This window comes from Vibrio sp. Isolate32, assembly GCF_022397955.1.
Taxonomy (GTDB): domain Bacteria; phylum Pseudomonadota; class Gammaproteobacteria; order Enterobacterales; family Vibrionaceae; genus Vibrio.
The window spans coordinates 25,020-48,830 of the sequence record NZ_JAKEUQ010000017.1 but is presented as its reverse complement, the minus strand read 5'-3'; the positions used below and the strand labels follow the sequence as shown (position 1 = coordinate 48,830).

The following is a 23,811-nucleotide window of genomic DNA, read 5'->3' as shown; positions in this document are numbered from 1 at the left end:
GTAAAAAGGGCCTCAATGTTGAGGCCCTTTTTGTATCGTAACGGTGTTTAAATCGACAAGATGATTAATCGATTAGCCCGTAGTCAACACGCAATACGTCGATGATCTCTTGTTTAGGGTTTTCGCTCAGTACAATCTCAGCGCCAGTAATCTTTGCTGCGATATCAAGGTAAGTGCGAGAAAGAGACATCAGTGCATCCAATGGTAATTCATTGTCACGCGCTAGTGCTTCACGCTCTGGCATACGCTCTTTGTTCAGTAGAATATCAGCGTCAGGGAAGTAGTTAAGTAGGAACTGACGGAAGCCTTCTTTTGAGTTTTCAACGATGTTGCCATTGTTGTATTGCTCTGTATCCCAGATACGAGATGAGTCAGGTGTGCCCACTTCGTCCATGTAGATCAGCTTCTCTTTACCTTGTGCATCGTTCACGTAGCCAAACTCAAACTTAGTATCAACGAAGGTTTGATCGACTTTTTCTAGTGCGTCACTGATGACGTTAAAGCCTTCTTTCAATAGCTTCTCGTAGTGCGCGATATCGCTCTCTTGTGAGAAGTTAAATGCTGCAAAGTTATCTTGGATGTTCTGACGCGTGATGTTTACATCGTCCGCTTCTGGTACACCAGGAATGCCTTTCAAAATACCTTTAGTCGAAGGAGTGATAAGTAGCTCCGGTAGTTTCTTATCTTTCTCTAGACCTTCTGGCATTTCGATACCACAGAATTCACGCTCACCATTTGCGTACGCGCGCCACATAGAACCTGTGATGTATTGACGACAAATAGCTTCAATCATTACTGGGCGAGCTTTTTGTACAATCCATACGAATGGGTGAGGGATATCAAGAATGTGGCTGTCAGCAAGACCGTTGTCTTTAAAAAGCTTGAACCAATGGTTAGAAATAGCATTGAGCGCTGCGCCTTTACCTGGAACACCTTTTAGGTTGCCTTCACCACGCCAGATACAGTCAAATGCAGAGATACGGTCACTGATCACCATGATAGCTAAAGGAGCATCAGGTGCTACGTCGTAGCCTTTCTCTTTAATTAGTCGTTGGCTATCTTCTTCAGTTAACCAGTAAACCGAACGAACCTTGCCACTGTGGACAGGTTTATCAGTGCGGATTGGGAGGTCATCATTTACGGCAAGAACTTGATCAGCGAGGCTCATTTAGACATTCCTATCTTTTATCAAACGTCATACAGAGAAGTGCAATGTGCACATGATTAGACGGGCATTATACCCAATCTAACGTTTGCTTCCAGAGAAAAAGCAAACGTTTGCTAAATCTGCTAATCAAATAAAAACCCCTGCCTAACTATCCACCAAATTTAAGGCGAATCGTAGGGCAGGGGAAGGCAGTATATTTGGACTATATTATTGAGCTATCTAGTTGAGCGATGTTGCTTAGTGAATGCGCTCTGAGTTGGCATCCATGAAGAAAACTTCACACTGGAAACGCATACCTAATGTTCTTAAGTATTGTTGGCTAAATTGATCAATTGACGCGCTAGCAACGATCGCACTCGCATTCTTAGAACGGATCGCTTTCTCTACTGTTTCAGCTTCGGTCATTTGGTGAGAAGCTTTCATATGAATAACGCGGTCGCAGCATACGTTATGTTTCTGCAGTTGCTTAGCAGATGGTCGTGGTGTTTGAGCCGTAAATAGTAGCCATTGATGTTGATTGGACAGCAACGCCATTTTTGCAAATAACGCTTCATCAGATGAATGATGAGCTGAGCGAGAAGCTGATGCAAATGCGCCGTGAATTAGCGGGCTAGAGTGTTGTGCTTTAACGTGTGCTTGAATCATTTTGCTGTCCTTATATACATGCTGTATGTGTATACAGTAGTTTTAGTTGCTTATAAGATCAAGCGTTTTTTGCGGGATTATTGGACGATTTCTTATGTTGAAATGAGATTTTGGTAATTAAGATATTGAAATTATTAGATAAATTAAATTTGAATGATTTTGCTATTTTGTCTCAGAAATGGAAAAAAATGTGAGCTTTATACAGATGTATACAGTAGTTTTCTGTAAAAACCACTGTATACACCTGTATAGAAGATAAGAAGATAAGAAGATAAGAAGATAAGAAGATAAGAAGATAAACGCTGGACACAAAAAAAGCGCCTAAGGCGCTTTCTTATATTTCAACGGTGTAGCTTATCTCAGTGTTGCTTGGGAGAGTTTTGCTCTCATTTCCATCTCACCAATATTGAACTGGCGAACATCCATGGTCGCGATATCATTGCAGTCTTTACATGCATGATGGCACTTACCATCTAGGTAGTCGTGCTTTTTTACTAGGCTTGGCTTTTTGCACCAATCACAAACGCCTTCTATTGTGAACATATTCTCTCCTCACCTGTTTAAGTCAGGTGTATTTTCGGCGCAAATTATGACACAACAGAGACCTATTAGTTAATAGTTTGTTACTCGTTTTTGAGAAGGTGATCGATTGCAACACCAATAAAATCGATATCTCTGTGAGATGGAAAGATAAAGGTGTGTAATTGTTTACGATTTCGTAACACTTTGTAAGATGGTTTTTAGCGCGCTGTTCAAACGTTTCATTTCTTCATCACATCCTTGACCATCAGGGTGATAAATTTTTGATAGTTGCTTATATCTAACCTTAATACTTTTCTGATTAGGAATAGAGCTCGGCGTGTAGCCAAATAGCGCACAGGCTAGCTGTAAATTGTTCGAACTTTTTTCGCCTTTTTGTTTCTTCAATTCGTTGAACATGGTCTGCAATTGACGCTTTTGCTGCTTAATGGTGCGGTTCTTTTCGCTCAGTTGCGCTTCGAGTGCCTGCTTCTGTGTTCCCAAGTCACTCGATTTCAGAATCTCTCTTTTTCGCGAGAGCACCAGAGTCGCGCCGATACTCACGATAACAATGAGTAACACCAATGCCGCACCAATCATATAGTCAGAGCCACTTAGGTTAGAGCTGAAGAGGTTAGAACTGGAGAGGTTAGATTGCACTTGGTCAGATTGCATTTGCTGAGGCAACCCCTGACTGTTGTCTATTTCAGAACCGATACCCTCGTTGAGCTGCTCGATTGAAGAGATCTGTTTTGCGCGTTGCTGATTGAACTGTGCTTCAAGAACACGGTTGTAGCCATCTTCTGCGTCTGGGTTGTTTGGTAATGCCGCTTCATACCAAAGTTGTGCCGCGTCTAGCGGGCTGAGTAGCTCACGTTCTGATGAAGATTCGTAGAGCTTGGCGATTTCTACTGTCGCTCGCTTGTTCCCTTGCAATGCGGCTTTGATAAACCATTCCAAGGCCAATTTGTTGTCGGGTTTTCCATCCGTTCCTGCTAAGTAAAGTTCAGCCAATCTAAACTGTGCATTCACATTGCCGTTTTCCGCAGATTGTGAATACCAATAGAATGCATCATCGATGTTCTGAGGGACGCCAATCCCTAATTCATACGCATGTGCTAATTGGTATTGTGATGCTGAATCTTTAGGTGATGAATCTGCTGCGTTACTTTCTTCACTTTTATTTGCCGCGTGGGCGAGGTAGGGAAGCAATAAAACAAGGGCTAGAAGCAGAATTCTCAGGGGCAATGGTGATCGAAAATTGGATAGGATAAGCAAAAGAAAAATCTCGTAAAAAGCCCAGTGCCGATATCAGTATCAAGACGCTATGTAGTGAATAGTAAAGTCGTACAGCGTTGAATCAGCCATACGACAGACAAGCCACTATATAGCGGTTATTTCAATAGATAAAGGAGGCTGGGCTTTAATCGTGCTACTTAAGTGGCACGATTTGAATCTCTACGCGGCGGTTACAAGCACGGCCTTGAGATGTGTTGTTGTCACATAGTGGGTAACGCTCACCGTTACCACGAGCAATGGCACGGCCTGCTGCAACATTAGAGATTAGGAATGCACGAACAGATTCAGCACGGCGCTCAGAAAGGATTTGGTTAGTCGACTCACTGCCTGTGCTGTCAGTGTGACCTTCGATCACTAGGCTAGTGTCTGGGTATTCAACTAGGATACGAGCAACACCACGAAGCGTGTTGTGAATGCTTGATTCAAGCGCGTAAGAACCAGAGTCAAAACCAATGCCGTTTTCTAGACGAAGTAGAAGTTGGTTCTCACCGACACGTTCAACTTGAACGCCTGAATCCATTAGCTCTTCGCGAAGGGCTGCTTCTTGGCGGTCAAAGTAGTAACCAATACCACCACCAACAGCGGCACCACCTGCTGCTCCAATAAGAGCACGTTTACCACGGTCTTTTGAGTTGTCACCAGTTGCAGCACCAGCAACGGCACCAGCGAGAGCACCAATTAGAGCGCCTTGAGTTGCAGAGTTAGTCTCAGATTCGCCAGTTGTCGCGTTTTGGCGTTGAGTTGCCTGACAACCCGTAAGTGCGACAGTAAGCGCTAGGGCTAGTATGATTTTTCAACGTATTTTCTCTATCATGTACTTCTGTTAAACGTATGGATTACGAATGACAAACATATAGTCCTATAGGTCCTATAGGTCCTATTGATGGTTTTTATCAATACGCTGAAGCAATGTAAAGAAGCTCTATGATTTAGATATCTTTTTAGGTGCCTGTGCACCGGCAACTGGTCGATTAACAGACAATTTACGACCTTTCTTCAAACCAACCTCGTAATCAGCAGTGAGGTTTTTCATCGCCTCTTTAAGTTGTTGTTTGAAGGTTTCGCGGTCGATATTTTTGAACTCTTTATCGATGTAGTTATTGATTTTGTTGTTCGATTCGTCGTCTGGTGTGATCGTCGGTAGCTTCTCAAGTGCGCCTTCAACCCAACCTGATACAAATGAATTTACGCGACGGGTTACTTCTAATGTACCCGTACCAGACCCCGCAAAGCTGTTACGGAATTGGCCTGTATGCTCATTGAGTTCACGGTAGATGATATCGAAAGCAAAGGCTGCAAAGATGGCACGATCGGCTTCACCAATGAATTCTACGCGTTTAAGGCCTTTGTGGTTGAGCAGTACAGCTTCTACGCCGAACTTAGTATTAATACCACGAATGACACGAAGCAGTGTTGAGCTGATATTTGCGGGTAACAGGTGCGTGGATTGAGTCTTGCCCATCTTGATAAATTCAATATCGTCTTTCTCCAGACCATATTTCAGCATCAAGTTATGCGCCATTTTGATTGCATTGGCAGCTTCGTTGACGTTAGCAGAATTACCAAGCTCAAGACACTTAGCTATTTTCTTTAGGGCTTTTTTCTTATCCATCGACTACTTAATCATTACCGCAAATTTTTAAAAGTCCGACATTTTACATGTTTTGGCGGGTAACAGAAAGTAAAACTCACTCAGTGGGCGACTTGGGTTCGTAACATTTAATTAAGCAAAACGGACTTTGGAACATAAACAAAAACGCCATCAAGAAGATAGATGGCGTTCGTGACACGATTTTTTAGATTCGCAAACTAGATACCCAGTTCATCAAGCAGATCTGCTGCTGAATCGTTGCCTGAGCTTTGTGCTGGTTTATTGCCTTCCTGCATCTTTTTCTGAGTTGCTTCAAGAATGCTATCCGGGCACTCGTCTTCTGCAATCTCAAACTCTTCTAGTTGGATAAACTCTGTTTTATCCATAGCCAACTCAAGGTAGAAGATATTGTTGTTTTCAGTTGAGAAGGTCACACGACGAGCCTGCGGGCGATCAAGGTTAGTATCAACAGATAGGTTTACTTGCTTGTTCAGTGCCAGCATCTTCGGTTGGTTTTGTGTGATGTTGGTTTGCAGTTCTTTGCGGATCTTATTCGTGAAATCACCAACTAGCTGGTTCATTAGTTCACCTAATACGTCACCCACTTCATCAGATGTATGCAGCACAGCTAATTCATTTTCAGGCATACCCATATTGCGCATGTAATTGGTGTAGATCTCTAATGCGGCTTTCGACGTAAAATTAATGACAACAAGGCCAGAAAAGCCGCCGTCAAAAAGAACAAAACAACCAAAATCTGGCTTTAGGCTTGTCTTGTTGATCTTCTGCACCATAGCTGAATAGGACACCTGAGAAGCCGTCGCTGAAGTAAGTACGCTTGAAACTGATTGGCAAAGCTTAAGAAGAATGTCTTCTGTGGTGACTGTTTTATTTTTTTTCATTGTGATGTGCTCGTGGAGATGTCTTAAACAAAATGTTACTCAATATATTGTTACTGAATTAAGACGAAAGTGACTATTTCTCCATTCTTGCACTGAGATTCTGATTTGATCACCTTTTTATATGATCTTAATAGTAGTAAAGTGACGAAATTCAAAGAAAATTATTAAAAATCTCAGATAACCTAATGCTGATAGGATCAGCGTAGTAGGAGCAGGAAGCAAATGTTACCAAGACTTCAACTCAATGCTGATGTCGATCCAGTTGTTGTACGCTTTTTAGATGAACTAAAAACAGCGGGCTTTACTGGCGACATTGAATCTCAATATTCTAACCGTTTGGCGGTCTCGACTGATAACAGTGTCTATCAGCAACTGCCCCAGGCTGTTATTCTTCCCAAAACAACACACGACGTTGTGCTCATCGGTAAAGTGGGTTCTAAATCTGCTTACGAGCGCGTAACTTTTTCTCCTCGTGGTGGCGGTACCGGAACCAATGGACAATCCTTAACTAAAGGGGTTGTGGTTGATTTATCACGCTACATGAATCAGGTTCTGGAAATTAATGAGAAGGAAGGCTGGGTACGAGTTCAGTCGGGCATCGTTAAAGACCAATTGAACGATGCGGTTCGCCCTTACGGTTACTTTTTCTCTCCAGATCTTTCGACCAGTAACCGAGCAACACTGGGTGGCATGATCAATACTGATGCATCAGGCCAAGGGTCATTGAAGTACGGTAAAACGTCTGATCACGTGTTGTCGCTGCAAGCGGTATTCGCCGATGGTTCGTGCTTAGAGTCTGATTTATCACATGGCTTACCGGAAGAGGGCGAGTTTGCGCATCATGCGCTTGCGGTAACCGAAGCGGTGTGTCGTGAAAAACGTGCTCAAATCCTCAATAAATTCCCACCATTGAACCGCTTTTTGACGGGCTACGATCTCAAGAATGCTATCAATGATGACGATGACAGTTTTGACCTTACTCGCGTGTTATGTGGCGCAGAAGGCTCTTTAGCATTCATTACAGAAGCAAAGCTAAATCTAACCCCAATTCCGAAAGCGCGCACTTTGGTTAACGTGAAATACAACACGTTTGACTCTGCGCTGCGTAACGCACCGTTCATGGTTGAAGCGAAGGCTCTCTCTGTAGAGACGGTCGATTCACGAGTATTGAACTTAGCGAAACAAGATATTGTTTGGCACACCGTGAGTGACCTACTGACAGATGTTCCTAACAAAGAGATGCTTGGCATCAACATGGTTGAGTTTGCGGGCCAAGATGAAGCGGAAGTGGAACAGCAAGTTCAAGCGCTGACCGCAAAACTTGAAACCATGGTTGAAAGCGAAGAAGCGGGTGTGATTGGCTTCCAAGTGTGCAGTGATTTGGCGAGTATTGGTCGAATCTACAACATGCGTAAAAAAGCAGTAGGCTTATTAGGTGCGGCGAAAGGTCGTGCTAAGCCAGTTGCCTTTGCTGAAGATACTTGTGTACCACCTGAAAACCTGGCTGACTTCATCGCTGAATTTCGAGTGCTGCTTGATTCGAAAGAGCTGAATTACGGCATGTTCGGTCACGTTGACGCAGGTGTTCTACACGTTCGTCCAGCACTTGATCTGTGCGACCCAATGCAAGAAGCTTTGATGCACGAAGTCTCTGATGAAGTGGTTAAGCTGGTGGCGAAATACGGCGGCTTAATGTGGGGCGAGCATGGTAAAGGCTTCCGTTCTGAGTACGGTCCTGATTTCTTCGGTGAAGAACTGTTTACCGAATTAAGGCGTGTGAAAGCAGCATTCGACCCGCATAACAAGATGAATCCAGGCAAGATCTGTACGCCTTTAGAAAGTGACGCTGAGTTGGTGAAAGTGACCGACACTAAACGTGGCTTTTATGATCGCCAGATAGATGTTCAAGTGCGCGACAGCTTTAAGCAAGCGATGGAGTGTAACGGTAACGGCTTGTGCTTTAACTACGACACGAGCTCACCAATGTGTCCTTCTATGAAAGTCACTGCTGACCGTCGCCATTCACCAAAAGGTCGTGCTGGTTTAGTCAGAGAGTGGTTGCGTCAGCTAACTGAGCAAGGCGTGGATATTCTCGATTTAGAGCAAGAAGCGCTAAAAGACGATACTCCGGTCAAAACTATGGTTGAGCGCGTTCGTAATACGATGAACAAACGCCACGAGTACGACTTCTCGCACGAAGTACATGAAGCGATGAACGGTTGTCTTGCATGTAAAGCGTGTGCGAGCCAATGTCCTATCAAAGTTGATGTACCAAGTTTCCGCTCACGATTCTTAAACATCTATTACTCACGCTATCAACGCCCTGCCAAAGATTACTTGGTGGCTAACATTGAAACCATGCTGCCACTAATGGCGAAAGTGCCGAAAGTTGTCAACGCTGCATTGGGTCAAAAGTGGGTCCAATCTGCAACCGCGAAAACGGTCGGTTATGTCGATGCGCCACTGATGTCGGTACCTACGCTTAAGAATCGTCTGGCAAGCAAAGAGCTGCAACTTTTCGATATTCAATATCTAGAAGGGCTATCCTCTGAAGAGAAGAAGCAGCATGTTTTGATCGTCCAAGACCCGTTTACCAGCTTCTATGATGCAGAGGTGGTTGAAGATTTCGTCACTCTGGCTCAAAAGCTTGGCAAAACACCTGTGTTACTGCCGTTTAAACCAAATGGTAAAGCTTTGCACATCAAGGGCTTCTTAAGTCGTTTTGCACGCGAGGCGAAATCCACTTCTGATTTCTTGTCGATGGTGGCTGATATTGGTATCCCACTAGTGGGTGTGGATCCGGCTTTGGTGCTTTGCTATCGCGATGAATATGTCGAGATTTTAGAGGATAAGCGTGGTGACTTTGATGTGCTCACTGTTCATGAATGGTTATTACCATCGCTCGGTGACTATGAAGCGCGATCCGTGAGTGAAGAGATGTGGTATTTATTCTCTCACTGTACAGAAAAAACTAAGATGCCAAACGCAGAAAAAGAGTGGGGTGCTATCTTCCAACACTTTGGATCAGCACTTACTAGCGTACCTGTTGGCTGTTGTGGTATGGCGGGGACGTTCGGACATGAAATCGATAAGTTACAAATGTCTAAAGACATCTACGGTTTAAGTTGGAAGCCAAGGATTCAAGACTTACCAAAAGAGCGCTGTTTAGCAACAGGGTATTCTTGCCGTAGCCAAGTGAAGCGTTTTGAAGGTGAGAAGCTCGCCCACCCATTACAGGCACTAGCACAAATTCTTTAAACTATTTAGCCCAGTAATTGCTGGGCTTTTTTCTAAACTAACAATGGAATTGTTAATAAGGAAAGCTATGAGATTTCTTGAATTAAAAGTACCACCCGTTGCACTGTTCATTATTGTATTTATAGCCTCGTACTTCTGCGCGCAGCGGTTGACCCTAGGAGCATTGGCACTGCCTTATGGAATGATTGTACTCGGTATCGGGATTGTATTGAGTGGTGTTATTGGAATATCAGGCATATGGGAATTTCGAAAACAGAATACCACCGTTAACCCTATTAAGGTCGAAACCGCTTCAGCTGTCGTGGACAGTGGGATCTTTGGCTACACGCGAAACCCAATGTATCTAGGGCTATTCATCCTACTGTTTAGCTTTGGTTACTTCTTCCAAAACCTGTTAAGTGTTTTACTCAGTTTTGTATTTGTAATGTACATGACTCAGTTCCAAATTAAGCCAGAAGAACGAGCTCTAGAGCGATTGTTCGGTGCGGAATATGTTGATTACAAACAAAAGGTTAGACGTTGGATTTGAAACATAGCAGGGTGTTTTGGGGTTAAGCAAAGTCGCAATAGAAAAGCCCAGCTTGAGGGTATCAAGCTGGGCTTTATTGATCTTGTTCTAGAGCTTATTTACATCGAGTGATGTAAATAAGAGTGCCGATTAAGCAGCAGCTGCGAACTGAGCTAGAAACATCTCTTTGCGCTCGTTGAAGCGGTTTACTAGGTCGTCTACAGAAGCTTGGTCGTATGGCTTAAGACCACTTGCTACCATGCGCTTCACGCCTTTCCCGACAACTTCGCCGTCTTCTTTGAAATCGAAGTTCAGTGTCACGATGCCACGCTTGCCTTCAACGTCAAAAGTCGCGCCAGAGAATTCAACTTCTGGGTGAGATAGATCTAGGCGAGTAAATTCAACTTCCATGCTCTCGTAAATCACAAGAGGGCGTTGGCAGTTGATCATCATTTGTTGTTCTTCCATAAGAGGAACCATGATGTGTGGGAAGTTCATGCCAGAGAACTTAACGTAGTTGGTTACTACGTGCTCGATGAACGCTTGGTCGTGGCTCTTTTCACCTTCACAAGACATGTGTAGGTACTCTTTGCCTTTCTCGTCAACCAGTGAGCTTTCTTTCTCACACTTGTTGTCAACGCTAAGCGCAATACCGTTACCCACCATACCTGAAAAATCAAAACGCATTTTTTGGCTGATGCCTTCCTTCTGCAGAAGAACTGCAAATAAAAGGTCGCCAGGCACGCAGAAGCGCTTGTTGTCTTCATCGTGAATTGGGTTGAAGTCAGCGGCTACTTTTTTAGCAAAGTGGCTAGCCTGTTCACGAGTGAATTGAAATTGATTGTCTTCAGTAGAAAAGTAAGGTGTCAGAAACATAGTATCGCTATTAGTCATCAAATCTGGGGTGGATTATAGCTAACTAACTTCGTTCTAATGGTCTATCCAGTTAACTTTTCTTATATATCAGTCAATTAGATAAATACGTTGGATGGTATGTGACGATTTTAAGGGAGATATGGCCTTTGGCTCAATGCAACAAGGGCTAATCGATAGCCCTTGTTTATATGACACTCTAATGGGTGTTGTTCAGAATATTTTTGCTTTAGAAGCTACACAAAGTGCCTTCTGGCATTAGGTGATTATGAACGGATAATTTGAGCAATAAGTTCGCTTGTTCAATATCCGGTGCAAAATATCGGTCTTTGTCGTAGAAGCTGACTTTTTCACGCAAAATCTGTTTCGCTTCTTCGACACGAGGGGATGATAGATTTGGCGCTCGGAAATCAAGTCCTTGTGCTGCTGCTAAGTATTCCACTGCCAATATCCCACGGGTATTTTCAGCCATGTACCTAAGCCTACGTGCAGCGAAGGTTGCCATAGATACGTGGTCTTCTTGGTTTGCTGATGTAGGAAGGCTGTCTATTGACGCAGGATGCGCTAAGGTTTTGTTCTCACTCGCCAATGCTGCAGAGGTAACCTGAGCAATCATAAAGCCTGAGTTCACGCCGCCGTTATCGACCAAGAAAGGTGGCAGCTTGCTTAGTGCACTATCAATCAGTAGCGCCATTCTTCGTTCTGACAAGCTACCTATTTCGGCAATGGCCAATGCAAGGTTATCCGCTGCCATTGCGACGGGCTCAGCGTGGAAGTTACCACCTGAAATAATGTCGCCATCGTCAGCGAAAACCAGCGGGTTGTCCGATACCGAGTTCGCTTCAACATTTAAAATTTCAGCTGAATTACGAATCTGCTGTAAGCAAGCACCCATCACTTGAGGCTGACAACGCAGTGAGTAAGGGTCTTGAACCTTTTCACAACACGTGTGCGATTCACCAATCTCACTCTTTTGATCAAGCATATGGCGGTAAGCAAGTGCTGCATCCATCTGGCCACGATGACCACGAACGCGATGAATACGCGGATCAAACGGACGACGGCTACCCAGCGCGGCTTCAACAGACATCGCGCCACACACGGTTGCAGACGCGAATAAGTCTTCCGCTGCGAATAGGCCTTCTAAGGCGAATGCGGTGGATGCTTGTGTGCCGTTTAACAGAGCTAAGCCTTCTTTCGGAGCAAGTGTGATTGGCTCCAAGCCAGCGATCTGCATTGCTTCTAAGCCAGTGATGATCTTGCCGTTGTGGCGTGCTTGGCCTTCACCTAGAAGTACAGTACTCATGTGGGCGAGGGGAGCAAGATCTCCTGAAGCACCCACAGATCCTTTTTGTGGAACACATGGGTAAACCTGTGCGTTCACAAGATCGATAAGGGCATTGATCACCTTGAGTCGGATACCTGAGTAGCCACGAGACAAGCTGTTAATCTTAAGTACCATCATCAAGCGCACGGTTTCGTCAGACATGAATTTACCGATGCCTGCTGCGTGAGAAAGTACGATACTTTTCTGCAGAACTTCGAGATCTTCTGGAGCAATCTTGGTGTTCGCCAGTAAGCCAAAGCCAGTGTTGATGCCATACACAGTACGATCTTCAGCAATCACTTGCTCGACAACGTGCATGCTCGCTTCAATATCTGGGATTGCTGCTGGATCGAGTGATAAGTTCACAGGGCTACGGCTAATCTTACGTAGTTCAGGCAGGCCTAGAAGTCCTGGTTTAAGTAATAAATTCAACATGTTTTCTCCAGACATTAAAGGCGACGAAGTTCTTCGTTTAGCATAGGCAAATCAAGCTTCTGCTCTTTAGCACACTGCTTGGCAATATCGTAACCCGCATCAGCATGACGCATAACGCCAGTGGCCGGATCATTGTGAAGTACACGAGCAATACGTTGTGATGCATCTTCACTGCCGTCACAACAAATCACCATACCTGAGTGTTGTGAGAAGCCCATGCCAACGCCACCACCATGGTGGAGAGAAACCCATGTTGCGCCGCCTGCAGTATTTAGAAGGGCGTTCAATAGTGGCCAATCAGATACGGCATCTGAGCCATCCATCATGCCTTCTGTTTCGCGGTTCGGGCTTGCTACTGAGCCTGAATCTAGGTGATCACGACCAATAACAACTGGTGCTTTCAGTTCGCCATTTTTAACCATTTCATTGAATGCTTGGCCTAAACGTTCGCGATCTTTCAATCCAACCCAACAAATACGAGCGGGTAGGCCTTGGAACTGAATGCGTTCACGCGCCATATCTAGCCAGTTGTGTAGATGCGGGTTGTCTGGAATCAGTTCTTTTACTTTTTGGTCTGTTTTGTAGATGTCTTCCGGGTCACCAGATAACGCAGCCCAGCGGAAAGGACCAATACCTTCGCAGAATAAAGGTCGAATATAAGCAGGAACGAAGCCTGGGAAATCAAATGCGTTTTCCACGCCTTCTTCTAGTGCCATTTGGCGAATGTTGTTGCCGTAATCTACGGTCGCAGCGCCGCGATATTGCAGGTCTAGCATCGCTTGAACTTGAACCGCCATGGACTGCTTAGCTGCCTTAACGACCTTCGCTTCATCAATGGTGCGTTCTTGTGCGGCTCTCTCCATCGTCCAACCTTGAGGCAAGTAGCCATTCAGAGGATCGTGGGCAGAGGTTTGGTCGGTCACTACGTCAGGTGTGATGTTGCGCTCGACTAGCTCCGGGAATACGTCAGCAGCGTTACCTAATAGACCAACAGAGATAGGTGTGTCTGACTCTTTAATCATTGCCATTGCTTCATCTAAGCTGGTGGCTTTTTTGTCGACATAGCCAGTACGCAAGCGGTAGTCGATTCGTGATTCATCACATTCCACGGCGATCATTGAGAAGCCAGCCATCGTTGCCGCAAGAGGTTGAGCACCGCCCATGCCGCCAAGGCCACCCGTGAGTACCCATTTGCCTTTTGCTTCGCCTTGGAAGTGTTTCTTCGCAATCGCGACAAAGGTTTCGTAAGTACCTTGAACGATGCCTTGTGAGCCGATGTAGATCCAGCTGCCTGCGGTCATTTGGCCGTACATTATCAAGCCTTCTTTATCGAGCTCGTTGAAGTGTTCCCAGTTTGCCCAGTGTGGAACAAGGTTCGAGTTAGCGATTAACACGCGAGGTGCGTTTTTATGAGTCGGGAACACGCCTACAGGTTTACCAGATTGAAGAAGTAGTGTTTGGTCATCATCTAAACGCTCTAATACTTCAACAATCTTGTCGTAACATTTCCAATCACGTGCTGCACGACCAATACCGCCATACACAACCAGTGCATGTGGATGTTCTGCCACATCAGGGTCTAGGTTGTTCATCAGCATACGCAGTGGTGCTTCTGTTAACCAAGATTTAGCGCGCAAAGTGGTACCATGAGGTGCGCGAATTTCGCGAGTCGTGTCGAGACGAGGGTCACTGTTGTGGTGTTCCGTCATTTTGGAATTCCTTCTGTTTCACGTTGTATCGTTGTAGTTGTAGTTGTAGTTATCGGTATAGCTTGATTAGTCGCTGGCCATTGCACTGGCTATATCCCAACACAAACGAGCCGCCAATCGAGCCGTTTGGCCATCGACGTCGTAGTCTGGGTTGTATTCCGCAATGTCTGCGATAATGAGTTTCTCACTGTGTTTAAAAATCTGTTCTAAGAAAGGTGCGAGCGCGTCATAGCTCACGCCTCTTGCCGCTGGGGCACTGACACCCGGTGCCGTCGCCGCAGGGAAGACATCGAGATCAATAGTGAGATAGAGGTAATCACACTCAGCGATGAATTTTTGCAACTTAACCAGTTGACCAATTTGGTTTACTTGGGTGATATCGCGATCATGTTCGTACCACACACCAAGTTGGTCGGCTTTGTTGAAAAGCGCTTTGGTATTGCTGGCAGCACTTACGCCTAGGCAAGCGTATTGAAATGGCCACTGATGTGCATTGCAGTATTCGCTAATCTGATTAAAGGGTGTGCCTGAGCTTGGCTTGACGTCAGCGATGTCGCTTTCAAATTCACGAAGGTCAAAGTGAGCATCAAAGTTAACGATGCCTATCTTAGGTTTGTGATCTGATTGAGTTCTGTGAAGATGCTCAGCTAGGCCTTGGAAAGAAGCCCAAGCGACTTCGTGACCACCACCGAGGGTAATCACCTTGCTGGTTGATAGCGCATTGGCAATCACATCAGCGCACTGCTTTTGGCTGACTTCTAATTGATCATCGCTACATTCGATATCGCCAAGATCAGCAATGCGTGTATCACTGTGCCAAGCCATATTAGCCAACGCTTGGCGAATCAAATTAGGTGCTTGTTTTGCGCCAACACGTCCTTTATTTCTTGCCACTCCGGCATCACTGGCGAAACCAACCAAGGCAACAGTGTTGTCAGTAAGTCCGTCATTTAAATCAGTACTATGCACTTGCTTGGTAATGTGATGAACGCGAGTACCGAGCTCGCCATCTTCAAGGTCATTGCGTCCCGTCCACACAACGTTGTGAGTGGTGACCGCAGTTGCGTTAGTGCTGTTGGATTTAGATTGAGTCATGACATACCTCGCCATTAACAATGCGCTTATGCAAATGAGGTACGCCGACTTGATAGCTTAGATCGGCTGGATGGTCGATATTCCAAATAGCCAAATCAGCGGCGTAACCTACTTCAATTTTGCCTCTATTTTGCGACTCGCCAATGGCGGCTGCTGCGTGGCAAGTCACCCCACGTAATGCTTCTTCTGGGGTTGTGCTAAACAGGGTACAGCTCATATTCATCATCAGTGTTAAGTCAGCAAAAGGAGAAGTGCCGGGGTTTAAGTCGGTCGCAATTGCCATTGGAATGTTGTGCTCGCGAAGTAGCGAAATAGGCGGTTGTTGAGTCTCTTTCAAAAAGTAGAAAGCGCCCGGTAATAAGGTGGCGACTGTACCTGACTGCGCCAGCGCTTTTACACCCGCTTCATCTAAGTACTCAACGTGATCAACAGAGAGAGCACCGTATTTAGCGGCTAGCGCACTGCCGCCCATGTTAGAAAGCTGTTCTGTGTGGCCTTTGATCGCCAGCCCATGTTCTTTAGCTGCCGCAAATACATGTTCGGTTTGTTCTAGGTTGAAGCCGATAGATTCGCAGAACACGTCAACAGCATCGGCTAGCCCTTGCTCTGCAGCCTTGGGGATGATCTCTTGGCATACCAGATCAACGTAACGATCGGGTTGTTCTTTATATTCGGTTGGTACAGCGTGTGCTGCGAGTAGTGTGGTGGTGACCTTAATACGACGGTGATTTTCTAAGGCTTTAGCAGCACGTAACATCTTAAGTTCATCATCAAGCGTTAAGCCATAGCCAGACTTTACTTCAACGCTGGTGACACCGCTTCTTAGCAGGCCGTCTAATCTAGGCAGCGCCATCTCAACCAGTTCGGCTTCATGTGCGGCTCGTGTCGCCTTTACTGTTGCTAAAATACCACCGCCTTGCTTTGCGATGTCGGTGTAGCAGACACCATTTAAACGTTGTTCAAATTCATTGGCGCGATTACCTGCAAACACCAGGTGTGTGTGGCAATCAATCAGCCCTGGGGTAACGAGCTTGTTTTTGCAGTCGTAGATGATGTGATCAACAGAGCGGCTAGCACTCGCGGTTTCACCATGGAGTGACTCATCGCTTGAGTGAGACAGGGATACGATCTTACCGTTTTCGATAACGATATCTTGCGGGGAAGAAGGTTGGTAACCGTCGGCTCCCGAGCTCATTGAGACCACTCGTGCATTCTTGAGGATCAAATTCATAATCACCTAGATCTTTGCTAAACAATAAATGTATATACAAATAAATAGGCTAAATACTGACCCGAATCAAGTTGATGTTGCAAAAATGTGATCGTAGATCAGGATTATATTCTTTAATCTAAAACTATTTTAGAGCTTAATTTGTATTTAGAGCCAGGATGGTAGAGTAATGCAAAGCTGATAAGGCGTTCCTTGCTCCATGTTCTTCTATTGAGAAGTAAGCAAGGTTCTGATTCCGTTAGTTTTAATGCCTGACGGATATTGGAGTCTGGAATGATGGCTTCGACTGTGTGTTCAATCGCACTCAACGGGCAACTTTTGGAAAGGTATTCATTCGGCGTTGAGGTTGAAAAATCTTGTTCTAAGTATTGGGGAGCCGCTTGTGAGTTTACCCAGCGAGCTTCTAGCTGTATCGGTGTGTTGTCGGCAAAGTGGATGATTTCACTATAGAAGATTTCCGCATTGATCATCACACCCAACCGTGTAGCGGTGCTTTCATCAGCCTTGATGCTATCGTGCTTGATCACTTGGCTTGTGTACGTTTGGCCACGGTCTTTGATCTCTTGCGCGATGTTGTTGATATCAAGTAGGGGAGATTGTGCTTTTTCCTCAGGCTCACAGACAAAAGTGCCCAGTCTTGGTTTCCGAATTAGCTTGCCTTCAGACACAAGATCTCGAATGGCCTTATTGACCGTCATTCTGCTTACATTGAACTGCTCTGTGAGTTCGAGCTCCGTTGTGATTTGATAACCAACCGGCCAATGACCACTGCTGATCTTATCGTCTATGAACAGTTTTATTTGCAGGTAGAGTGGCGCTTTTGACATAATGAAACCTTATTTGACTATACAAATAGAGTAACGGATTTTTTCGCGATATCAACATTTCCGCAGAGGATGTGAGCTTGTTCAACACAGATAGCACAAATATCTTGATTCTGTGGGGCAAGTGTCGCAAATAGTCACGTAATAACTATTCGTTAATCAAATAATTACAAAGGGAAGGAATCTGGTTACATAATGTGCTTATAAAGCGATTTTCGATATGTAAATCACAAATTCATTATGGTTTAACCGAAAAGTATTGAATCAATAGGGTGGGATTCTATATTGGAAAGCGTAGCCTTAGTGGAGGTGAAGTATTATGATTTGGGATACTCTCGAACGTGTAAATAAACTTCGCAAGGAAGCAATGAAAGATCCAGAGTTTTTGGATTCAGCAAAAATGCATGAGGAATGGCTTTTGAGCGAAACTCATAACCAACCCAATAAAGGAGCTAAAGAGAAGAACCCCAAAAAACTGTCTGACATCTATGAGAATACAGACTTTAGTATCAACCCAAACGGAACGAAACATTAACAATGATTAACCGCAACACGGCTAAGGCTCTTAACCAAAAAGCTATAAGTCGATTACACATACCAGCCTTAAGCCACCGGTAAAAAAGCCACTTTCAACGAATCGAAAGTGGCTTTTTCTTTACTCATTAGCAACTAAAGCTAATCGTTTTTAAACCTAGTTATTAATCAGGCTTAAGCCGCTCGGTAAAGCATCACCAAACACACGCTTAGATTCGCTCTCGGACAGCTCAGTTACTTCGCTAACCAGCGTTAGCCATGAATCAGGTACCTTGCTTTGCTTGAGCTTCTCAATCACTTGATTACGATAGTCGTCAGAGATATCAAATTCACGGTCACCGGTTTTACGGCAAATCATCACAGCAGCGAAGGCGATCATCTGCTCTTTATGCCAGTTCTGCTCAAGCAGCTTCGGCAACCATTGCTCAGCTTGCTCACGAGGAATGACACTGTGTTGGCTGCCATACAAAGGCGTTCTTGATGCTAACCGACCCAGAGCCCACCAGTGTGCTTGTTCAAATTGGTTATGATTAATTGCTTTGCTTAAGAACCAACTTGCCAGCAGTACTTTGTCTTCCACCTCAAGTTGCTCAAGTGACGCCGCTAAACGAACCATAGCTTCATAACCATTGTCTTGTGCATCTTTGGCTGTCTTAGGGTTCTTCATTGCGCCTGGGTGAAGGTACTTAGCGATGTCCGCTAAGATACTCTCTTGTTGCTCTTGGTTTAACCCACCGGCAACACGACGCCAGAACACCCACCAGTCTGTCCAGCCTTGATGGTTCTTAAACTGAATGTTCTGTTGATAAAGTCCCCAAATTTGCTCAATACGCCATGAGTCCGTTGGATCACCAAAGCCAGGGCGCAGCGAGTAACCAGCTAAACGTAGCCAGTTTTTCTCGTGTGCTTCTGAGCGACGACGTCGTTTACGACCTAATGACAAAGTATCGAATAGATGACGAAGGGTGGTGAAATCCCATTCATCGCGTTTACCGAGTCGTTTTTCAAGATCTTTCGATAGGGTTTTGATCTCTTTCGATTCCGCACTCTTTTTGTTGCCACTGTACAGGCGAGAAATCAGCTCTTTACATTCATTTAAGCGTGGATGAGGTGTAGAGTTGTCGGATTCTTCGCCTTGTTTGTTTCTGACTTCAAATTCAAGTAACCAACGCTTCGAGTCATCTTCAGTACTCACGCATTCCATTTTCAATGTACCGACTTCGGTTAACTGACAAGCGAGCAGCACTTCAACACGCTCTTTTTGGTTAGCTTGAAGCTCTGCTGTACCTGAACTTTCCAGCGTCGAGATGTAAGGTGGAAGAGGGGAGAACAGGTCCGCATCAACATCGACCATCACACCATTTTGAATTGCCGTTTCGTGAGCAATTTGATCGTGAGTTGAAGTTAGCAGGTTAAAACGAACTGGCTCACCTATAGTCAGTGAGAAACGACGGCTGTTTAAGCGTATCTCTTGGCCTTCTTCGGTACCTTTGGCAAGCAGACACAGCGCTTTACCCATCTTGTTCTTTTCTTGTAGATGTAAGAAGTAAGAACGAGCAGCACCGCCACCGATTTTCAGTTGGGCACCACGGCGAGCCTTACCGAACGCAACCGCACCTAATGCCACAGACCAATCTGGGTGAGGGTTATCTAGTACTGTGACTGGAGCGCCGTTCCAGTTACCTAGGATCTGAGTAATACGCTCTGTAATAAGTTCACTGTTGAACACACCACCGTTAAGCAGCACACCGACAGGGATAGCCGGCTTGGTGTGATCGAATTGAACCGCATCTGAATTTTGTAGCGCCGCTTTAGACACTTGCTGATGCGTTGTCAGGAATTCAGCAACGTGTTTACTGACTGCAGGATCGGCAACGTAAGGCAGGCCGAATTCAACTACAGCGCTGCGACGCTTGTCTGGTGTTTCGGTAAACTCAGAGAGTGGGAAGAAGCCTTCCAATGCGATTTGATGAACTTCTTGTTTGGTTAAGCCAATACTCTTTGTGCCACCTAGTAGCTTCGAACCGCTACCAAGCATAGTGATTTTGACATCGTCTGGCGCATCAGCAGAAAGCAGGCTCTCTTTTGCAGCGCGAGTTTGTTGAATCAGTTTAGTGAGGCTAGAGGCATTCAGCTTCTTGTTTTGGTTGAAGCGCTGCTCCGCAAGGTGAGCGAGAGCTAAATCTAGATTATCACCACCTAGCATTAAGTGTTCGCCAACACCGATACGATCGAGAGCGAGCTCGTTATGACCAGCATTATCTGCATCGCTATCCCCATTGAACTGGGCTTCAATCAAGCTCAAGTCGGTAGTACCACCGCCGACATCACACACTAAGATCAAAGGGATCTGTTGAAGTTCTTCCGCCGCTGTTTGTTGGTGGCGCGCATACCAGTCGTAACAAACCGCTTGCGGCTCTTCGAGTAATAAAATCTTACCTAAGCCTGCAAGTTCTGCGGCTTCAAGTGTCAGCTTACGAGCTGTCTCATCGAATGATGCAGGAACCGTTACAACAACATCTTGGTCTTCAAGTTTGTTACTTGGATTACGGTAGTTCCATGCTTGGCGAATGTGATTTAAGTAGCTAGCACTCGCGACAACTGGCGAAACTTTATCGACATCCACTGCGCCAGCCCAAGGGAGAATGTCTGAGCTACGATCCACCGCTTGGTGCGATAACCAACTCTTCGCACTCGATACTTGTCGACCTTCAACTTTTGCGCCTAATTCACGCGCCCATTCACCAACGATAACATTCTTGATATCGCCTTCAACTGGGTTTGGTTCCCACGGCATAGTTAGGTCTGAAGGGGAGATTTGACCTTGGGCTGGGTGGTAACGAAACGATGGGAGTAGAGGCTTACGAACCACTTCACCAGGGCCGATAAGCTGATCGATTTCGAAAAGGGAAACGGGAGCGTGTTGTAGGTCGTCGTTGATTTCACAGTAGGCAACCACAGTGTTGGTTGTGCCTAAGTCAATGCCGACTAAAAAACGAGGAGATGCCATACAAAACCTTATTCTGCCAAAGTGATGACCAGTTAATGGATAGTCTTGGTCTTATTATTGTCTTTGGAATGTTTTTAATACAGGGCTAGGGAATCGCATTGATAAAGTAACGGCACCCGTTAAGGTGCCGTTGATTCATTATGCTTGTTCGTTTGAGTCGCTATTCGTATCTTCACGAACGTCGAACTCAACGTGCCATTTCTGACCATTGTCAGTGGCAATCGCTTCTAGGTATAACGTGCCTAATTCAGTAACACGAGACGCCAAAGTCACCGGAACCACTTCACCTTCGCGACGACCTTCAGAAACAGGCAGTGTCACTTGAATTTCAGGAAGCTCATCAAGATCTTCTGGAGCCCAGTGATCAAGGTGCGTGCCCGCTTCATCTTCACGACGTGTTGTTGAACCGAAGAATTGGAAGTGAACAGGCTGGCCAATCACTAGACCAAACTCTTGGCTAGGCACTTGAACGCTTGAACCTTCTTCCATGCCAAATGGTGCAACACACAGTGCTTCCATCGGAGGAGCCATACCTGGGATAGCTGGCATCGCGCTTTCAATTCCTACGTAGTAAGAAGAAGCAATACCACCGCGGATACGAACGCCTTGGCCACGACGTACTGCGCCGTAGTAAGAAGCGCCACTTGCCACTGCTAGATCTAGATCTAGGCCTGAAAGCTGTTTAGCGAATTCTTCGTCTGCATTAATTAGCCATTCATTGATCGTGTCTGAAAGACGATCAGCAAGTAGGTTAGATTTTAGAACACCACCATTGAACAGTACCGCTGTTGGTTTGATGAAGTCTGCCGCTGGCGCTTCTGCACCTGGCATACCGGGCATGTTTGCAAACGGGTTGAAATCTTGCTGAGCCGTTTCGCTGTTTCCAGAAAGCGCGTTCGCTTGCTTAGAAAGGAATGCGGCAATGTGACGAGTAATAGCTGCGTCTTGAGCGTAAGGCAGACCCATTTGAGTCAGTGCACCACGAGTTTTCTGTACCGGGTGATCCGTTACAGCGACTTGTGGGAAGAAGCCGTCAACCAATGTTTGTTGTACTTCTTGCTGAGTCAGTTCTGTTTTCAGTGTTGCGCCAAGTAGCTTAGAGCCACGGCTTGGAACAACGATCGGCACAGATTGGAGTTCAGCATCGTTTAGCAATGCTTCTTTCGCATCACGACACGCGTGAGTCATCGCTTGAACCTGCCAAGGAGCCAGTTCTTTGCCTTCTTGAGCCAGTTTCATTTTCAGACGGTAAGCGAGTGCTAAGTCCATGTTGTCGCCGCCAAGTAGGATGTGTTCACCTACTGCGATACGGTTCAGACTTAGGTTGCCTTCATCTTGTGTTACTTCAACTAACGAAAGGTCAGTCGTACCACCACCGATATCGACAACAAGAACGATGTCGCCAACGCTCACTTCATCGCGCCATGTGTCGTTGCTGTTATCAATCCAGCTGTAAAGAGCCGCTTGTGGCTCCTCTAGAAGCGTCAGGTGAGTGAAACCAACATTACGTGCAGCTTCAGCAGTTAGGTCACGAGCCGCAGGATCAAACGAAGCTGGAACGGTGATCGTTACATCTTGGTCTGCCAGTTTGTCTTCTGGGTTAGCGTGGTTCCAAGCATCTTTCAGGTGCTCTAGGTACAACTCAGTTGTCTTAAGCGGAGATACTTTTTCAACTTCTTCAGGGCTACCAGCAGGAAGGAACGCATCACGACGGTTCACACCACCGTGGCATAGCCAAGATTTAGCACTTGCGACCAAGCGGATAGGGGTTTTAGAACCAAGGTTACGAGCAATAGCACCAACCAGTGCTTTAGGCTCAGAAGACCAAGGCAGAACGCGAGAACCCCCATTCATTTCATGTTCGTGCGGCTGGTATAGGAACGAGCCGAGTTGGCTGCGAGTTTCTACTGTACCAGGTGCCGTTAGCTGAGGGATTTGCATCACCTCTACACGAGCATCTTCATTGGTTGTGTCGATGTAAGACAAAACGCAGTGTGTTGTACCTAAATCGATACCAACACTGAACTTAGGCGCCTGATGTTGCTCTTGAGAAGATAGCTCTTGTGAATGCGTCTGTGCAGATGACTCGTGCGATGATGGCTGGGTTTGGTGTTCCATTATAGCTCCACCTCTGCCGGTGCAATCACAGATGCATCGTAGTTCTCAGCAAGTTTAGGCAGGTTCATGTCCGTTGCTTTCCAGCCTTTGTGAACCAATGTGCCATTGAACGGTGCATTACCCGTTACGTTGCCTGTTAGGCGAATTTCTTGTGGGTTGAAGCCTTCAACAACCGTGATACGTGTTTCTTCATCTTCAGTGCGGATGTGAGACAGCGTTACGTAGTCTGCTAGTACTTTTTTACCGCCAGTGTGAATAACACGTGCTGCTGCACCAACTTCTTCATCAGAGAACGAAGTCAGGTCTTCTTTTAGGAAGTCGATTAGACGTGCTTCTTGCTGCATGATAGACAGTAGCTGCATTGCAGAATCTGTTGGTGCAGTAGCTAGCTTAGATTCAACTTCGACTACTTTCTCGATGACTTTTTCTACTTCAACAACTTTTTCTACTTCGACAATCTTTTCTACTGGCTTTTCAACTTCAACGATCTTCTCTACTGGTTTTTCTACGACTTTCTCAACCACTTTGCTTTTACGAGAAACGGCAATAAGCAGTAGTAAAACGCTTGATGCAGTTAGGCCTGCGTGAAGCATATCAAACGTTTGTGGGATTAGGTTCAAATCAACGATCATAGTGATTTCTCTTTAAAATTGATTTAACGGTGTATTCGTCGGTTTAAAGGAATATACAGGTTGGAAGGAAGCTCAGTGGCACGAAGCCGAAACGGTCACTTTCAAGCTATAAATATGGATGGATATTAGCATA

19 protein-coding genes are annotated in these 23,811 nt (G+C 45.5%); 3 read left to right on the top strand and 16 right to left on the bottom strand.

The window, feature by feature from the left end; all coding sequences use genetic code 11:
- Positions 1-64: 64 nt before the first annotated feature.
- From L1D11_RS13725 to L1D11_RS13695, 7 genes are all read right to left on the bottom strand, one after another.
- The gene (locus tag L1D11_RS13725; protein WP_239834797.1) at positions 65-1,168 is read right to left on the bottom strand and encodes a phosphoribosylaminoimidazolesuccinocarboxamide synthase; all 1,104 of its coding nucleotides are present in this window, start codon (positions 1,166-1,168) and stop codon (positions 65-67) included.
- Between the two features lie 237 nt (positions 1,169-1,405).
- Positions 1,406-1,813 carry a SulA-like leucine-rich domain-containing protein gene (locus L1D11_RS13720; protein ID WP_004738476.1) on the bottom strand — a complete coding sequence of 136 codons (408 nt, stop codon included), beginning with the start codon at positions 1,811-1,813 and terminating at the stop codon, positions 1,406-1,408.
- A 354-nt stretch (positions 1,814-2,167) separates the two neighbouring features.
- Positions 2,168-2,356 (bottom strand): hypothetical protein, encoded by a 189-nt coding sequence (locus L1D11_RS13715; protein WP_004738475.1) that lies wholly within the window; start codon positions 2,354-2,356, stop codon positions 2,168-2,170.
- 165 nt (positions 2,357-2,521) lie between these two features.
- Complete coding sequence (locus L1D11_RS13710; protein ID WP_239834041.1) at positions 2,522-3,610, bottom strand: J domain-containing protein; 1,089 nt, start codon at positions 3,608-3,610, stop codon at positions 2,522-2,524.
- A gap of 154 nt (positions 3,611-3,764) precedes the next feature.
- Positions 3,765-4,421 (bottom strand): OmpA family protein, encoded by a 657-nt coding sequence (locus L1D11_RS13705; RefSeq protein ID WP_239834042.1) that lies wholly within the window; start codon positions 4,419-4,421, stop codon positions 3,765-3,767.
- A 132-nt stretch (positions 4,422-4,553) separates the two neighbouring features.
- A complete protein-coding gene (locus L1D11_RS13700) occupies positions 4,554-5,243 on the bottom strand; it encodes a DUF2786 domain-containing protein (protein WP_061032746.1) in 690 nt (229 codons plus the stop codon).
- A gap of 197 nt (positions 5,244-5,440) precedes the next feature.
- Positions 5,441-6,124, bottom strand: coding sequence for a DUF3334 family protein (locus tag L1D11_RS13695; protein WP_128160185.1), 684 nt, complete (start codon positions 6,122-6,124; stop codon positions 5,441-5,443).
- Positions 6,125-6,346: 222 nt separating this feature from the next.
- On the opposite strand from L1D11_RS13695, the gene L1D11_RS13690 reads away from it, so the two are divergent.
- Positions 6,347-9,382: an FAD-binding and (Fe-S)-binding domain-containing protein gene (locus L1D11_RS13690; protein ID WP_239834040.1), complete on the top strand. Its 3,036-nt coding sequence runs from the start codon at positions 6,347-6,349 to the stop codon at positions 9,380-9,382.
- 67 nt (positions 9,383-9,449) lie between these two features.
- The gene (locus tag L1D11_RS13685; RefSeq protein WP_239834039.1) at positions 9,450-9,911 is read left to right on the top strand and encodes an isoprenylcysteine carboxylmethyltransferase family protein; all 462 of its coding nucleotides are present in this window, start codon (positions 9,450-9,452) and stop codon (positions 9,909-9,911) included.
- Between the two features lie 129 nt (positions 9,912-10,040).
- Here L1D11_RS13685 and L1D11_RS13680 read toward each other — a convergent pair whose 3' ends face one another.
- The 6 genes from L1D11_RS13680 to hutC form a co-directional block, all read right to left on the bottom strand.
- On the bottom strand, positions 10,041-10,766 hold the full coding sequence (locus L1D11_RS13680; protein ID WP_010438254.1) for a DUF3581 domain-containing protein: 726 nt from the start codon (positions 10,764-10,766) through the stop codon (positions 10,041-10,043).
- 226 nt (positions 10,767-10,992) lie between these two features.
- Positions 10,993-12,525, bottom strand: a complete 1,533-nt coding sequence (gene hutH / locus L1D11_RS13675) for a histidine ammonia-lyase (protein ID WP_010438256.1) — start codon at positions 12,523-12,525, stop codon at positions 10,993-10,995.
- A gap of 14 nt (positions 12,526-12,539) precedes the next feature.
- Positions 12,540-14,234 (bottom strand): urocanate hydratase, encoded by a 1,695-nt coding sequence (gene hutU / locus L1D11_RS13670; RefSeq protein ID WP_239834038.1) that lies wholly within the window; start codon positions 14,232-14,234, stop codon positions 12,540-12,542.
- Positions 14,235-14,300: 66 nt separating this feature from the next.
- Entirely contained in the window at positions 14,301-15,329 is a 1,029-nt protein-coding gene (gene hutG, locus L1D11_RS13665; RefSeq protein ID WP_239834037.1) for a formimidoylglutamase, read from the bottom strand.
- Positions 15,316-16,560 carry an imidazolonepropionase gene (gene hutI / locus L1D11_RS13660; protein WP_239834036.1) on the bottom strand — a complete coding sequence of 415 codons (1,245 nt, stop codon included), beginning with the start codon at positions 16,558-16,560 and terminating at the stop codon, positions 15,316-15,318. Before hutI ends, hutG begins: the two co-directional genes overlap by 14 nt.
- Positions 16,561-16,673: 113 nt before the next feature.
- Entirely contained in the window at positions 16,674-17,387 is a 714-nt protein-coding gene (hutC, locus tag L1D11_RS13655) for a histidine utilization repressor (RefSeq protein WP_239833614.1), read from the bottom strand.
- 316 nt (positions 17,388-17,703) lie between these two features.
- On the opposite strand from hutC, the gene L1D11_RS13650 reads away from it, so the two are divergent.
- Positions 17,704-17,919, top strand: coding sequence for a hypothetical protein (locus tag L1D11_RS13650; protein ID WP_239833613.1), 216 nt, complete (start codon positions 17,704-17,706; stop codon positions 17,917-17,919).
- Positions 17,920-18,075: 156 nt separating this feature from the next.
- Here the strand turns inward: L1D11_RS13650 and L1D11_RS13645 are convergent, their stop codons facing one another.
- The 3 genes from L1D11_RS13645 to L1D11_RS13635 form a co-directional block, all read right to left on the bottom strand.
- On the bottom strand, positions 18,076-20,928 hold the full coding sequence (locus L1D11_RS13645; protein ID WP_239833612.1) for an Hsp70 family protein: 2,853 nt from the start codon (positions 20,926-20,928) through the stop codon (positions 18,076-18,078).
- Positions 20,929-21,066: 138 nt separating this feature from the next.
- Positions 21,067-23,046, bottom strand: a complete 1,980-nt coding sequence (locus L1D11_RS13640) for an Hsp70 family protein (protein WP_239833611.1) — start codon at positions 23,044-23,046, stop codon at positions 21,067-21,069.
- On the bottom strand, positions 23,046-23,678 hold the full coding sequence (locus L1D11_RS13635; RefSeq protein WP_239833610.1) for a DUF2760 domain-containing protein: 633 nt from the start codon (positions 23,676-23,678) through the stop codon (positions 23,046-23,048). Before L1D11_RS13635 ends, L1D11_RS13640 begins: the two co-directional genes overlap by 1 nt.
- Between the last annotated feature and the right edge of the window lie 133 nt (positions 23,679-23,811).